The 13198-nt window shown below is 71.5% G+C and carries 13 protein-coding genes; 8 read left to right on the top strand and 5 right to left on the bottom strand.

All coding sequences use genetic code 11. The features are described 5' to 3' along the window. Positions 1-28: 28 nt before the first annotated feature. Positions 29-1138 carry a winged helix DNA-binding domain-containing protein gene (locus ACX9TP_RS18085; protein ID WP_482980967.1) on the bottom strand — a complete coding sequence of 370 codons (1110 nt, stop codon included), beginning with the start codon at positions 1136-1138 and terminating at the stop codon, positions 29-31. 80 nt (positions 1139-1218) lie between these two features. Here ACX9TP_RS18085 and ACX9TP_RS18080 point away from each other — a divergent pair, with 80 nt between their 5' ends. After that, the gene (locus ACX9TP_RS18080) at positions 1219-2334 is read left to right on the top strand and encodes a D-TA family PLP-dependent enzyme (protein ID WP_482980966.1); all 1116 of its coding nucleotides are present in this window, start codon (positions 1219-1221) and stop codon (positions 2332-2334) included. Positions 2335-2341: 7 nt separating this feature from the next. Here ACX9TP_RS18080 and ACX9TP_RS18075 read toward each other — a convergent pair whose 3' ends face one another. After that, complete coding sequence (locus ACX9TP_RS18075) at positions 2342-3334, bottom strand: hypothetical protein (protein ID WP_482980965.1); 993 nt, start codon at positions 3332-3334, stop codon at positions 2342-2344. 240 nt (positions 3335-3574) lie between these two features. Here ACX9TP_RS18075 and ACX9TP_RS18070 point away from each other — a divergent pair, with 240 nt between their 5' ends. Both ACX9TP_RS18070 and ACX9TP_RS18065 read left to right on the top strand, forming a co-directional pair. After that, positions 3575-4897: a styrene monooxygenase/indole monooxygenase family protein gene (locus ACX9TP_RS18070; RefSeq protein ID WP_482980964.1), complete on the top strand. Its 1323-nt coding sequence runs from the start codon at positions 3575-3577 to the stop codon at positions 4895-4897. A gap of 159 nt (positions 4898-5056) precedes the next feature. Beyond that, positions 5057-5794, top strand: coding sequence for a hypothetical protein (locus tag ACX9TP_RS18065; protein ID WP_482980963.1), 738 nt, complete (start codon positions 5057-5059; stop codon positions 5792-5794). Here the strand turns inward: ACX9TP_RS18065 and ACX9TP_RS18060 are convergent. Next, on the bottom strand, positions 5783-6787 hold the full coding sequence (locus ACX9TP_RS18060; RefSeq protein ID WP_482980962.1) for an Lnb N-terminal periplasmic domain-containing protein: 1005 nt from the start codon (positions 6785-6787) through the stop codon (positions 5783-5785). The two genes, ACX9TP_RS18065 and ACX9TP_RS18060, sit on opposite strands and share 12 nt — an antisense overlap. Positions 6788-7277: 490 nt before the next feature. On the opposite strand from ACX9TP_RS18060, the gene hppD reads away from it, so the two are divergent. Both hppD and ACX9TP_RS18050 read left to right on the top strand, forming a co-directional pair. Then, positions 7278-8351: a 4-hydroxyphenylpyruvate dioxygenase gene (hppD, locus tag ACX9TP_RS18055; protein ID WP_482980961.1), complete on the top strand. Its 1074-nt coding sequence runs from the start codon at positions 7278-7280 to the stop codon at positions 8349-8351. Positions 8352-8534: 183 nt separating this feature from the next. Continuing rightward, on the top strand, positions 8535-8759 hold the full coding sequence (locus ACX9TP_RS18050) for an MbtH family protein (protein WP_163997411.1): 225 nt from the start codon (positions 8535-8537) through the stop codon (positions 8757-8759). A gap of 197 nt (positions 8760-8956) precedes the next feature. Here ACX9TP_RS18050 and fruA read toward each other — a convergent pair whose 3' ends face one another. After that, complete coding sequence (gene fruA / locus ACX9TP_RS18045; protein WP_163997410.1) at positions 8957-9649, bottom strand: response regulator transcription factor FruA; 693 nt, start codon at positions 9647-9649, stop codon at positions 8957-8959. A 526-nt stretch (positions 9650-10175) separates the two neighbouring features. Between fruA and ACX9TP_RS18040 the strand changes: the two genes are divergently transcribed. Together ACX9TP_RS18040 and ACX9TP_RS18035 are read left to right on the top strand one after the other, a co-directional pair. Continuing rightward, positions 10176-10943, top strand: a complete 768-nt coding sequence (locus tag ACX9TP_RS18040; protein WP_482980960.1) for an RDD family protein — start codon at positions 10176-10178, stop codon at positions 10941-10943. 1 nt (position 10944) lies between these two features. Then, positions 10945-11937, top strand: coding sequence for a stage II sporulation protein M (locus tag ACX9TP_RS18035; RefSeq protein WP_482980959.1), 993 nt, complete (start codon positions 10945-10947; stop codon positions 11935-11937). On the opposite strand, the gene ACX9TP_RS18030 is transcribed toward ACX9TP_RS18035, so the two are convergent. Next, complete coding sequence (locus ACX9TP_RS18030) at positions 11871-12380, bottom strand: DnaJ domain-containing protein (RefSeq protein ID WP_482980958.1); 510 nt, start codon at positions 12378-12380, stop codon at positions 11871-11873. The two genes, ACX9TP_RS18035 and ACX9TP_RS18030, sit on opposite strands and share 67 nt — an antisense overlap. 136 nt (positions 12381-12516) lie before the next feature. Here ACX9TP_RS18030 and ACX9TP_RS18025 point away from each other — a divergent pair, with 136 nt between their 5' ends. Further along, positions 12517-13128 (top strand): HEAT repeat domain-containing protein, encoded by a 612-nt coding sequence (locus tag ACX9TP_RS18025; protein ID WP_482980957.1) that lies wholly within the window; start codon positions 12517-12519, stop codon positions 13126-13128. Positions 13129-13198: the final 70 nt, after the last annotated feature.

Here is a 13198-nt window from a genome sequence, read left to right as displayed (position 1 = left end):
ACACATGGCCCGAGGGCCCACCGGCCGCTCAGGCGAAGCGGACCTCGAACGCCCGGGCCTCGGGCTCGACGAAGCGGAGCAGCCCCTCCCCCTCCCCGGCCAGCGCGTCCCGCGTCTTCTTCGTCAGCGGCTCGAAGGGCTCGACGAGGAGGGCCGCGGTGGCCTTCTTGCGCTCCACCTTCCACGTACCGGTGACGAAGCCGTCCACCAGGAAGGTGGCGGGAATGCGCAGGTTCTTCGTGATGAGGCGCGGGCGGTGCGCGTCCACCACCAGGCGCGAGCGGTCGTCATGGCCGAGCACGAGGCTGTCGAAGTCGGGAAGGAAGCGCGGGGGCGCGGGGGTGTCCTCCGTCGGGCGGGGCGCCCTGGGCAGGTCGAACAGCTCGCGGCCCTTCTCGTCGCGGAAGGTGAGCAGCTTCGGCTTCAGCGACGCCAGCACGTCCTTCAGCCCCTTGAGGCCCGTCCACGTCTGCACGTCGCCCACGGTGGCGGGGCCGAAGGCGGACAGGTAGCGCAGCACGAGCGTGTCCAGCGCGGAGCCGGTGCCCAGCGGCGCTGCCAGCCAGGACTCGGCGAGCGCGAAGTCCGTCACGGGCGGGAAGCCCCACTCCGCATCCGTGGGGACCTGGACGAGCGGCAGGTACATCCGCACGAGGAAGCCCATGGCCCGCTCGTCGGCCTTCGGGTAGCGCTCCAGCAGGTAATCCCGCACCTCGTCGAAGGTGCGGGGCTCCTCCTCCAGGTACTCACGCGCGGCGAGGACGAGGGGCTCGATGTCCAGCCCCTTCGCGCGCTCGCGGATCATCGTCTGTCCGGAGGCCTCCAGCAGCGGGCGGAAGGCGGCGCGCAGCTTCAGGTAGTCCTTCGCGCTCGTGAGGTGCAGCGTGCCGCGCATCAGCGTGGCGCGGACGACGTCCCGCTTCTGGAGGAGGCGCGTCAAATCCTCGCGGCGGAAGCCCTCGACGCGGGACCAGAGGCCGACGAAGGGCGGCTTCGCCTGCTGGGCCTGGAGCGCCACCAGGCGCTCCACCGCGCGGAGGACGGGAAGCTCCTCCCGCTCCAGCAGCAACTGGCGCGCGAGCGTGGCGCGGTTGAGCTCTCGGGTCGTCAGCGTCGGTGAGGCAGTCGCGGCGGGCATGGGACCTCGGGCCTGGAGGCGGCGTGTGTAGCATTCCACCGCCGGGGCGGGCGCGCCCACCGCACCGCTGGAGCCGTGTCGTGAGGGATGCCACCATGCGGGGCATGGACGCCCACTCGCTGGACTCGCTCGTCACCCCCGCCGCCCTCGTGGACCTGGACCGCGTGGAGGCCAACCTGAAGCGCGTGGCCGCGTATGCGCGCGAGCACGGCCTGAAGTGGCGTCCCCACACGAAGACGCACAAGACGGCGGAGCTCACCGCGCTCCAGCTGCGGGCCGGTGCGGTGGGCGCCACCGTGGCCACGCCCCGCGAGGCTGAGGTGATGGCGAACGTCGCGGCCGACGTGCTGCTGGCCTACCCGCCGGTGGGCGCCGGGCGGCTGGCGCGCCTCATGGCCCTGCCCCCGTACGCGCGGCTGTCGGTGGCGCTCGACTCGCGCGAGGCCCTGGAGGGGCTCGGCCGCGCCGCCGACGCGGCGGGCCGCACCGTGGGCGTGCTGGTGGAGGTGGACATGGGCATGCGCCGCGTGGGCGTGCAGACGCCCGAGGACGCCGTCGCCCTCGCGCGCGCCGTGGCCTCCACGCGCGGCGTGGAGTACCGCGGCGTCATCTTCTATCCGGGCCACCTGCGCGCCCCCCAGGCCGAGCTGGGCCCCGCGCTGCACGAGCAGTCCTCGCGCCTGGGCGGCTTCGTGGACGCGCTGGCCGCCGCGGGGCTGAAGCCCTCCATCGTGAGCGGCGGCTCCACGCCCACCCTCTGGCGCTCGCACGAGGTGGCCGGGCTCACGGAGATACGCCCCGGCATCAACGTGCTCAATGACCGCAACTCCGCCGCCGTGGGCGCGTGTGACTGGAGCGAGTGCGCGTACTCCGTGCTCGCCACCGTGGTCAGCACCGCCGTGCCCGGCCAGGCCGTCATCGACGCGGGCTCCAAGGCGCTGGCGAAGGAGGAGGGCCTCGCGCCCCAGGGCGGCTACGGCGCCCTGCTGGACAGGCCGGAGGTGCTGGTGCGCGGCCTGTCCGAGGAGCACGGCCTGCTGGACGTGTCCGGCACCGCGTGGCGCCCGCGCGTGGGAGAGCGCGTGCGCGTGGTGCCCAACCACGTCTGCGCCTCCGTCAACCTGCACGAGCGGCTGCACGTGCTGCGCGGAGGCGTGCCGCACGCCACGTGGGCCGTCGCGGCGCGCGGGTGGTGAGCCACCTTCAGCCGAGCCGCTCCAGCTCGCGCGCCAGCACCGTCTCCAGCTCGCGGATGCTGCGGTAGACGATGCAGCGGTACGAGGCGACATCGAACCGCAGATCCTTCACGTCGCGCACCAGCAGGATGGTGGGCCGCCCCTTCCCCCACGCGTAGCCGACCTCCAGGTACACGTTGGGGTTGGCCATGGACAGGTCGGCGATGACGACCTTCGCCGTGTCGATGCGCTCCTTGATGCGCTGGATGATGGGGCCGTCGAACACCGCCTGGTCCACGCGCTCGCACAGCAGGCCCGCCGTCTTCACCGGCCCCTGGATGCCGTAGTGGTAGGTGTCCTCCAATTCGGGCGAGAAGGGCATGGCCACGAAGGCATGCGGCTTCGCCATGGACACCGTGCCCGCCGTGGCCATGGGCGGCGCCTGGACGAAGGCGCTCATCCGCTGCACGCGGAAGCCCCCGCCCGGCAGCGCCGTCACGCCCGGCGTGCCGCTCAGGCCCCGCTCCATCGCCTTGCGCAGCCGGTTCGCCCGCCGCGCGTCCAGCTCCACCACCGTGAAGCGCCGCAGCCCCTGAGGCCCGGTGCCGCGCTGGAAGGCCTCCACGAGGCCGCCGACGAAGGCGAGCACCGCCTCGTCCTCGTCCAGCCCGTAGTTGGGCCCGTGCACCGTGCCCGCGACGTGCGTCAGCGACGAGTGGTCCTCCAGCGCCTTCAGCGCTCGCACCGTGAACTGGCGGATTTCGTGGTAGCCGAAGTCCCCCAGCCGCACCGTGCCCACGAAGAGCGCCAGCGGCGAGGCCAGCGCCCCGCGCGTCTCCACGAAGCGGTACTCGCCCGGCTTCACCTCCAGCTGGGATGACGGCACGCCCGCCAGCTCCAGCCGCTGCGCCGCCGCGCCCGCCGCGCCGTAGAGCCGCTGCGCGTACTTGAAGACCACCGCGTCCGCGGAAGTGTCCGCGAGGTCTCCCACTTCCAGCATCACGTCGAGGGACACGCTCATCGACACCCGACTGTAGGCGCTCCCGCCACGTCTCCCCAACCCGACTCCGAGCCGTCCGTACCGGAGGAAATTCGAAGCACTCCGCGAATTCTCAACGGGTGAGTGCGACCCATCTGTAAGACTCCATTCGTATTGTGCTAACTAGCCCGCGCTCCCGGGAAGCCGGGTACCCCATGTCCCCTGGGGGGGGGTCCTTCCCGACACAGCCACGATGGCACGCGGGACGCGGAGGAGAGACATATGGCGAGCATCGGCATCGTTGGCGCCGGCACGGCCGGTTTGCACCTCGGACTGAAGCTGTTGGCCCACGGCATCTCCGTGAGCCTGTACGCGGAGCAGGACCCCGCGAAGCTGCGTGCGGGCCGGCTGCCGAACACGGTGGCGCACCACCCGCCCACGCGCGCCCGGGAGCGGGAGCTGGGGGTGGACCACTGGGGCGGGCCGCAGGCGGACCTGTACCAGGTGGGCATCCACGTGAATGGGCCGCAGTCGTTCGGGCTGAAGGGCCGGCTGGAGCGCCCCTCGATTTTCGTCGACTACCGGCTGTACCTGCCGAAGCTGGCCGAGGACTTCGTGGCGCGCGGGGGCCTGCTGGAGGTGCGCCCCGTGGACGCGGCGGCGCTGGAGGCGCTGTCCACCCGGCATGACCTGGTGGTGGTGGCCACCGGCCGCAACGGGCTGACGGCGCTCTTCCCGCGCATCCCCGAGTTGTCGCCGCACACGAAGCCGGCGCGCCTGCTGTTCGCCGCGCTGCTCAAGGGCGTGCGCATGCAGGAGCCCATCGGCATGGAGGCGCACCTGGTGCCCGGCCAGGGCGAAATCTTCGAGGCGCAGGTCATCTCCCGCCACGGCCGCGTTCCGAGCATCCTCATCGAGGCGCTCCCCGAGGGTGAACTGGCGGTGCTGAGCACCCAGCGGTACGACGAGGACCCGCGCGCCTTCGAGGCGCTGCTGCTGGACCGGCTGCGCCGCTTCGCGCCCGCAACCTATGAGCGGGTGAACCCGGCGGAGTTCGGCGTGCTGGGCCCCATGGACTGGCTGCAGGGCGCCTTGACGCCGATGGTGCGCCGGGGCTGGGCGCCGCTGGCGAACGGCCGCTGCGTCGTGGCGGTGGGCGACACGCACGTGACGAACGACCCCGTCGCGGGCCAGGGCGCCAACGCGGCGTCGGCCTCGGCCTTCGCCCTGGCGGAGAGCATCGTGGAGGCGCTGGGCTCGGGGCGTCCGTTCGACGAGGCCTTCTGCCGCGCCACCGAGGAGAAGACCTGGGCCGCCGCCGCCCCGGCGACGCACTGGAGCAACGCGCTGCTGCAGCCGCCCCCGCCGCACGTAGTGGACGTGCTGGTCGCCGGCAGCCAGGAGCCGCGCGTCGCGGACGCCATCGCCAATGCGTTCATGATTCCGGAGCACATCCTCGGCGCGTGCGCGAGCCCGGAGAGCGCCGCCGCGTTCCTCGCGAAGAACCGCCCCGCCCCGGCCCGTGAGCCGCTGCCCGTCCCCGAGGCGCTCGCGTGGCACCCGCTTCCCGACGAGGTGGTGGCGCCGGTCGCCGAGGTGCGCTGACACGCCCCTTCCGCCGAGCGCGGAGCGCGCCGTCAGGGGGGGTGCCCCGCGCTTCGCCAGGGCGCCGAGCGTCCTGCATCCAGCAGCCGGGCCGGGGCCCGGCCGGACAGGCACGATGCACCGCGCAATGGAAGGTCGGGATTGGCATATGAACAGGGCATGACCGAGCCGAAGTCGCGCCCTGCTTCGAAGAGCGACCTGCCGCCGCTGGCGGGCCGCGTGGCCTTTCTCGCCGTCGCCTCCGGCCTGACGCCGCTCATCCCCGTGCCCTTCCTGGACGACTACGCCCTGGGCCAGGTGCGCGAGGGCATGGTCCGGCAGATTCTGGGGGAGCACGGCCTGCCCACGCCGGCCAAGGCGGTGGAGGTGCTCGCGGGCTCGCACGTGAGCACCTCCCTGAGTGGCCACGTGAAGGGCTTCCTCAAGGGCGTGCTGCTGTTTCCCATGCAGTGGGTCTTCCGCAAGGTCTTCTTCGTGCTGTGGGTGAAGGACTGCGTGGACATGGCCTCCACGTCCCTGCACCACGGCTTCCTGCTCACCCACGCGGTGGAGCGCGGGGACCTGGACGCGAAGGCCCTGGAGGGGGACATGCCGCGCAAGGTCTACGACGCCATGGTCGCCGCGTGCGCGGAGGTGGACGCGCGCCCCATCAATCAAATCCTGCGCAGGCTCTTCGCCAGCAGCCGCGTGCTGATGGCCGAGGCCACCCGCGCCTTCTTCAACCCGAAGAACCGCGGCCCCCGCACGCCCGACGCGGCGGAGAGCGCCGAGGTGAAGTCCCTGACGGACCGTCTCCTCGCGGAGCTGTGGGAGGAGCGCGGCTACTTCGTCACGCTCCAGCAGCACTACGACAAGCACCTGAAGGCCGGCCCGGCCGCGGGTGGCTCAGGGCACTGAGACGGCGGTGGCCCGCGACTCGCGGATGCGCCGCGAGAAGTCCGGCAGGCCGTTGGCCGCCATCGCCTTCGCATTGATGTGGTGCCGGGCGCGCACCACTTCCAGCGGCGCGTCCTTCTCGATGAGGCCCAGCTCGTACGCCAGCGCATCCGAGTACGCCGGCAGCAGCGTCCGGTGGTCATACGGCACGTCCACCGCGCTCACCTTCTCCACGTGGCTCACGAGGTTGGTGGTGCAGTTGCTGGAGAGCGTGTCGTAGAACTCCGGCCGCGCGTGCAGCGCGTTCATCCGCGCCACCATGTCCAGGAAGAAGGAGGCGATGCGCTCCTTCGACGCGTCCACCGGGTACAGGAACACGTCGTCCTTGCGGTGGTTGGAGCGCAGCTGGACCAGGTCCCGCTCGTCGCCCACCACGTAGATGAGCTCGAACTGGCGGAACAGGCCGCCCAGCGCGGAGAACGTCTCTCCCTTCTCGCGCCGCACCTCCACGGAGAAGACGACGTAGCGCCCGTCCGAGAAGCCGAAGCTCACCATGGTGTGCGCCGCGCCCCAGACGCCGGAGAACGGCTCCACGATGAACCACGCCCCCGTCAGCTCGCGCGTGTCGTACGTGGCCGTGTACCAGCTGGCGTCCCAGTCGGACGTGCTCCGGTAGCGGAAGTCGCGCACGTCGTGAATCGTCACGCGCGGGCCGTCCACCTCCGCCCGGGCCGCGCGCGCCAGGTCCGGCGCCCAGTCGCGCTGAGCCGACGGCGACACCGTCCGCACCCAGCCCCAGGTCGCCGCGCACCCCACCGCCACCACCGTCACCGCCGCCCACCGCGAGCCCCGGCGCCACACCGCCACCGCCGCCCCGGCCAGCACCAGCGCCAGCAGCGCCCTCACGAAGTGCGCCCCTTCAGGCCCCACGCCCGTCAGGGCCAGGGCGAGCGCGACCCATGCGGTGCCCAGCAGGAGCACGAGGGCGGTGATGATCCGGAAGAACAGGCGCATGCCGCGAGTATCCGCGTCCCCGCACGGGCTGTCACCGGGCCCCGCGGCCCGTCCGCGCACCAGGACGGTGAACGACGAGGAGACGGACGCCTTCGAGGGCGGCAGGCGGCGCGTGACGGCCCCGAGCAGGGCTCCAGGGCCCGTATTCTCGTTGCTGTTGCAGATGTATGACGCGTTTCGCCTGGAATTCCCGTAAAAGCTGTGCGGGCGCCGGAGCGCGCGTTTCGGGCGTGAATTTACGCGTCCGATACTTCCCTCGTGGCCTTTCGCGTCATGAAATGACGCTGAGCCCACCCCTCTCAAGTGCCCGAGAATTATAGGCTTTTGGCACCAGGACGGGACTCTCGGCTTCGAATTTTCCAACCTGAATACACGAAGCTCACGTCAGAGCCGTGATTCATGCTAGGGATGTATCACTGCATCCAGTGGCAGATAGTGATGCCGTCCCGGAAGGTGATGGACGGCCACGCCAACAGGATTGGAGCGTCGAGTGAATTTCACGAGCGTGGATCATGTGGAGCTGTACGTTGGGGACGCGATGCTGTCGGCGTACTTCTTCTGCCACGCGTTGGGCTTCCGGATGGTGGCCCATGCGGCGCCGGAGAGTGGCCTGGAGGGGCGGCGGTCCATCGTCCTGAAGCAGGGCGGCATGCGGGTGGTCGTCACGTCCGCGCTCGGCTCGGTGGGGCCGGCGGCGGACTTCGTGCGGCAGCACGGCGACGGCGTGAAGGACGTGGCCTTCGCCACGCCGGACGCGGCCGGGGCCTTCGAGACGGCGGTGCGCCGGGGCGCGCGGCCGGTGATGGAGCCCACCACGTTCGAGGGCGCGGGTGGCCGCGTGGTGAAGGCGACCATCGCCGGTCCCGGTGACCTGGTGCACTCGTTCATCCAGCGCGACAGCGCGGCGAGCGGCTTCCTGCCGGACGTGTACCTGCCGCTGGAGACGGCGCCGGTGGCCGGCGAGGAGCTGTTCAGCGGGCTGGACCACGTGGCGCTGTGCCTGGACCGCGGCACGCTGCTGGACACCGCGGCCTTCTACGGGGACGTGCTGGGCTTCGAGCAGACGCACGAGGAGAACGTGCGCACGGAGTACAGCGGCATGAACTCGCGGGTGCTGCAGACCGCCGAGGGGCGCATCTGCTTCCCGATGCAGGAGCCGTACACCGGCACCCGGCGCGGGCAGCTCGAGGACTTCCTGGCGGCGCACGGCGGCACGGGCGTGCAGCACCTGGCCTTCCTCTCCTCGGACATCTCCCGGGCGGTGGACGTGCTGCGCCGGGGCGGCATGAAGATTCTCGACGCGCCGCCGGGCTACTACGAGTCGCTGGAGACGCGGCTGGGCGACCTGGGCGGCTTCCGCCGCGAGACGCTGCAGGAGCGCAACATCCTGATGGACCGCGACGCCTGGGGCCACCTGCTCCAGGTCTTCACGCGGACGCAGCACGCGCGCCGCACGCTCTTCTTCGAGGTCATCCAGCGTCAGGAGGCGCGCGGCTTCGGCGGCGCCAACATCCAGGCGCTCTACGAGGCCAAGGAGCGGGAGACCCTGCGCGCCACGCGCTGAGCGGCGGCACATCTCCCCACCCTCGCCCGCCAGGCGACCAGCCGTCGCCGCGGGCCCACCCCGAGAGAATCAGGGGCCCCGCTCATGGAGGGGCTGGAATTGGAGGTGTCAGGCAGCCTAGCCTGCTTGACGCCTTTTTCAGGGATGTGAGCAGAATGCACCCACTCCCAGGAGTCGAACACCATGGCGGATGAGCGCGAAGATACGACGATCTACAAGGTCGTCGTGAACCACGAAGAGCAGTACTCCATCTGGCCGGCGGACCGCGAGAACGCGCTCGGCTGGAAGGACGCGGGCAAGCAGGGCCCGAAGGCCGAGTGCCTCGAGTACATCAAGCAGGTCTGGACGGACATGCGTCCCCTGAGCCTCCGCAAGAAGATGGAGGAGCAGGCGCAGCTGAAGAACTGAAGCAACCGGGTACACGCCCCCGGAAGCCCGGCAACAACCGCCTGGGCTCGGGGGCGTGCTTCCCTCCGCCGTACCGCCGCATCCGCGCGGGCCGCCGAAAAGGGCAGGCCGCCGTGAAGCGGCCTCCCCGGGACACTGCCGTGCTACCAGAGACTCCCTCTCCTCGCGGAGCGCGGAGAGGGTGGGCCAGCCTCGCTTCAGAGGTCCGGCGGTGGGCGGACGCCCAGGTGGCACGCGCGCAACGCCAGCTGCGTGCGGTTCTCCGCGCCCAGCTTCCGGTAGAGCTGGGTGACGTGGGACTTCACGGTGCGCTCGGCGATTTGGAGATGCGCGGCAATCTTGAGGTTGTCCGCGCCTCCCGCCACGTACGCCAGCACCTCGCGCTCCCGCTGCGTGAGCGCCAGCAGCACGCTCGCGGTGGGTGACGTCACCGGCGGGTGCTCGAAGTCGTTCCGCAGGAGCTGCACCGGGAACAACCGCTCGCCGCGCACCAGGGATTGGATGGCGGACGCCACGGCCGTCGTGCCGAGCCCCGCGCGGAAGAGGTAGCCGGAGGCTCCCTCGTCGAAGCACTGCGAGATGATCTCCGGCTGACTCACCGCGGAGAGCAACAGCATCCGGACCTCCAGGCGGCGCTTGCGCGCCTCCCGCAGGAGGTTGATGCCCTCCGTGACGGAGCAGCCGACAGCCGCCTCGCTGTCGCCCTCCACGTCCATCACCGCCACCTGCGGCGGATCGGTTCCCAGGCCATCGAGGAAGAGGCGCACGTCCCTCGTCACCGAGGAGACCTGCACGCCTTCTCCACGGAGACCATCAGCAAGGCCCTGCCAGGCCGCCCACGGTCCCTCGAGAATAGATACACGAATCGCTGCTTGATTGGATGTTGCCATGCGAAGGCCCCCCAGCCGCCATGGCGAAAACTTCTGGAACTACCTGTTGACCGCGGCCGACTCCGAAACTCCGGTGCCAGCGGGGAGAGACCTTTGAAGAACGAGCACGTCCGCTGAATCACTTCGGGGTCGGTCTACCGATACAAGACTCGACTCCTGACTGCTTTCGACTTTCAACTACGTCCGACGTCCCGCCGGGCCACCTCCAAACGGCCCACTTCATCGTCCTACGGCATGAAACCCTAACACCGGGAAAGCGCAGACGCGAATCAGCCCGGGCGCGAGTGTCTGGTGCGCATGAATTGGAGAGGGATCCAGGGGCTTCCGACGTTGGTTCGTCATCGCTGTCCGCCCCCTGACATGCCCTGGCGTTCAGTATGAGATGGCACCGCCCTCCAGTACCTGCCCCGCCGTTCAACGCCACACACCCTACAACAACCAGCAATTCCTGTAAATCGCCAGGCAACGCGGGGAGTCGGGCCGCGCGAGGCCCGAAGCCGTGGGCGTGTATGCTGGGGGTGCCCACATGCACACCGCCCCGTCTCCGCACCTCGACGTCGCCACGCCCGAGCGCGTGGCGCTCACCCTGCCCGTGGCCGGCATCGGCTACCGGTGCCTCGCGTGGCTGGTGGACGCGAGCCTGCTGTTCTTCTTCTGGATTGTCGCCTACTTCGTCTTCACGCTGCTGGTGTCGGACGTGCTGGGCATGTTCCAGGCGCTGTCCGGGCTGGCGCGCACGCTGCTGGTGGTGGGGCTCTTCGCCACGCAATGGCTGTACTGGACGGTGGGCGAGGTCTTCTTCCATGGACAGACAGTGGGCAAGCGGGTGCTGGGCATCCGCGTGGTGAGGATGGACGGCTCGCCGGTGGGGCTCTTCGAGAGCGCGGTGCGCAACCTCTGCCGCGCGGTGGACTTCCTGCCCATGCTGTACGCCGCCGGCTGCATCAGCATGCTGCTCACCCGCCAGCACCGGCGCCTGGGAGACCTGCTGGCCGGCACGCTGCTGGTGCGCGAGGAGCGCATCGACCTGGACAAGTACACCGCCACGTCCGAGCCGATGCAGGGCGTGGCGCCGGTGGAGGGCGCCACCCGCGCGCTGACGCCGGGCGAGGTGGAGCTGGTGCTGGCGTTCCTCGCGCGCGCGGAAGGGCTTGCGCCCGAGGTGCGGAAGCGGATGGGCGAGAAGCTGGTGGACCGGGTGGGCGGGCTGTCCGGCGACGCGCGCGCGGCGGTGCTCGCCTCGCCCGAGCGCACCGAGGCCTTCCTGCGCGCCCGCGCCCGGGCGGAGGCCTGACGTGGCCGTCCCGCTGCCCGCCTTCGTGGCGAAGCGCCGCCCGGACTGGGACGCGCTCCAGGCGCTGCTGGGCCGCCAGAAGGCCGGGGCCCTGAAGCTGGAGGAGCTGCGCACGCTGGACTCGCTCTACCGCCGCGCGGCGTCGGACCTGGCCCACACGCAGACGTTCTACCCGGGCACGGACGCGCACCGCTTCCTCAACCAGCTGTGCGGGCAGGCCTACGCCGCCATCTACCAGCCGCCGCGAGAGCGCTGGCCCGCGGTGCGCGACTTCTTCCGGAGGGACTTCCCCGTCACCCTGCGCCGCGAGCTGCGCTTCGTGGGCGCCAGCGCGGCGGTGTTCTGCCTGGGGCTGCTCCTGGGCGCGCTGGTGGTGCTGTGGGAGCCCCGGGGCGCGGAGCTGCTGGTGCCGGCCGGCATGCGCCAGTACGTGGCCCAGGGCCGCATGTGGACGGACGACATCCTGTCGGTGGCGCCGCCCAACTCGGTGGCGTCCGGCATCGCCACCAACAACCTCACCGTCACCATCGCCACGTTCGCCCTGGGCATGCTGGGTGGCCTGGGCACCCTCTACATGCTGGTGAACAACGGCGTGCACATCGGCGCCGTCGCCGCGCTGTGCTTCCGCGAGGGAATGGCGCGAGGCTTCCTGGACTTCATCGCCGCGCATGGCCCGGTGGAGCTGTCCATCATCGTCATCGCCGGGGGCGCGGGCCTCATGGTGGGCCAGGCGCTCATCGACCCGGGCGAATTGCCGCGCGGCCAGGCCCTGGCGCTGCGGGGGCGCGAGGCCGTGAAGCTGGTGCTCGGCTGCGCGCCCTTCCTGGCCCTCATCGGCGTGGTGGAGGGCTACGTGTCGCCGGGCGACCTCTTCCCCACCTGGGTGAAGGCGGGGCTGGGGCTGTCGCTGGGCGCGCTCTTCTGGGGCTACCTGCTGCGGGCGGGCAGCTCGGAGGCGGCGCGCACCGGGGTGCCGGCGGACAGCGCCTCCTGACGCTTGCGCGCGCGGTGCCGGAGGATCTTCTCGTAGGCCGCGTTCAGCTCGCGCATCTTCTCCGTCGAGCCGCCGCGGTCCGGGTGCCGCTCCATGGCCAGCGCGTGGTAGCGGGCGCGCACCGTCTCCTCGGAGTCCAGCGGGGACACGCCCAGCAGCCGGTACGGGTCCTGGTCCTCCAGCGCGTTGAGCCAGCGGTCCAGGCGGCCCTTCACCTCCAGGAACTGCTCGTCCTGGGCGCCCGTGTCCTTCACCGGGTGCGTCCGCACCTTCGCGTCCGCGCGGAACACCTCCGAATAGGTGCTGGACACCCAGCGGTGGCACCCGGAGCACCGGTAGTACCGCACCCGGTTCCCGGGCTGCAGGGTCATCCGGATGCCGCAGTGGGTGCACTCCACCTCGACGTTCTCCAGCGTCTGCCAGTTCGCGACCGCCGCACTCATCAGCCCTTGCTCCCTCTTGCAACACGCCTGTAGCGCCGCCAAGGTCCCACGATCGGAGATCGCGTCAAGAAAAACTCCCGCGCCGCGTCAGGCCCGAGCCTCCCGGACGGCGGGTTTCGGGGTAGAACCCAAGCCCATGCGTCCCCTGCTCGTCGCCGGACTCCTGCTCGCCGCCGCCTCCGCGCGGGCCCAGGCTCCGGCCCGCCCCCGTCCCGCTGCCCCGGCCCGGCCCGCCCCGGCGAAGGAGCAGCCCGCGCGCGCGCCCCCCGCCGAGGCGCCCGTGCCGCCCTCCGCCCCGCCCCCGCCTCCCACCGAGGCCGCCGCCGCCGCGCCCGCCGCCGCCGGGCCGGACGACACCGCCCTGCTGCGCGGGCTGCTGTGGGCCGTGAAGCCGGCACCGGAGGAGGTCCGCGCCATCGCCATCGAAGACGTGGCGCTGCTGGGCGACGCGCGCGCGCTGGACTCGCTGGCCGCGCTGCTGTGGGACTCCAACCCGCGCATCCAGCAGGCGGCGCTCCGCGCGGTGGCGCTCTTCCAGGAGCCGCGCGCCGAGGAAATCCTCGGCAACGTGGTGCGCCACCCGCGCATGCCGGACGCGCTGAAGATCCAGGCGCTCAACGGGCTCATCTTCCAGCGCACCGCCACCGCGCGGCGCACCGTGCAGGACGCGGCGCTGGACGCCCGGCTCACCGCCCCGGTGCAGAACGCCGCGCGCACCGTCGCCGCCCAGTGGGAGGCTCCGCGCTGACGCCCGCCTGCTCCCCCTCCGGGCAGGCGCGTGTGCACCAGCGGACGTGCCCCTCCCCTGCCCTGGCGGG

The organism is Pyxidicoccus sp. M15 (assembly GCF_056858435.1).
Note: the sequence above shows the minus strand (reverse complement) of the source record. Positions and strands in the feature narration are given on the sequence as shown.

Bases quoted from the DNA above. Each gene is read 5' to 3' on its own strand.
- ACX9TP_RS18085 (WP_482980967.1), bottom strand. From the start codon at position 1,138: ATGCCCGCCGCGACTGCCTCACCGACGCTGACGACCCGAGAGCTCAAC.
- ACX9TP_RS18075 (WP_482980965.1), bottom strand. From the start codon at position 3,334: ATGAGCGTGTCCCTCGACGTGATGCTGGAAGTGGGAGACCTCGCGGAC.
- ACX9TP_RS18070 (WP_482980964.1), top strand. From the start codon at position 3,575: ATGGCGAGCATCGGCATCGTTGGCGCCGGCACGGCCGGTTTGCACCTC.
- ACX9TP_RS18065 (WP_482980963.1), top strand. From the start codon at position 5,057: ATGACCGAGCCGAAGTCGCGCCCTGCTTCGAAGAGCGACCTGCCGCCG.
- ACX9TP_RS18060 (WP_482980962.1), bottom strand. From the start codon at position 6,787: ATGCGCCTGTTCTTCCGGATCATCACCGCCCTCGTGCTCCTGCTGGGC.
- ACX9TP_RS18050 (WP_163997411.1), top strand. From the start codon at position 8,535: ATGGCGGATGAGCGCGAAGATACGACGATCTACAAGGTCGTCGTGAAC.
- fruA (WP_163997410.1), bottom strand. From the start codon at position 9,649: ATGGCAACATCCAATCAAGCAGCGATTCGTGTATCTATTCTCGAGGGA.
- ACX9TP_RS18040 (WP_482980960.1), top strand. From the start codon at position 10,176: ATGCACACCGCCCCGTCTCCGCACCTCGACGTCGCCACGCCCGAGCGC.
- ACX9TP_RS18030 (WP_482980958.1), bottom strand. From the start codon at position 12,380: ATGAGTGCGGCGGTCGCGAACTGGCAGACGCTGGAGAACGTCGAGGTG.
- ACX9TP_RS18025 (WP_482980957.1), top strand. From the start codon at position 12,517: ATGCGTCCCCTGCTCGTCGCCGGACTCCTGCTCGCCGCCGCCTCCGCG.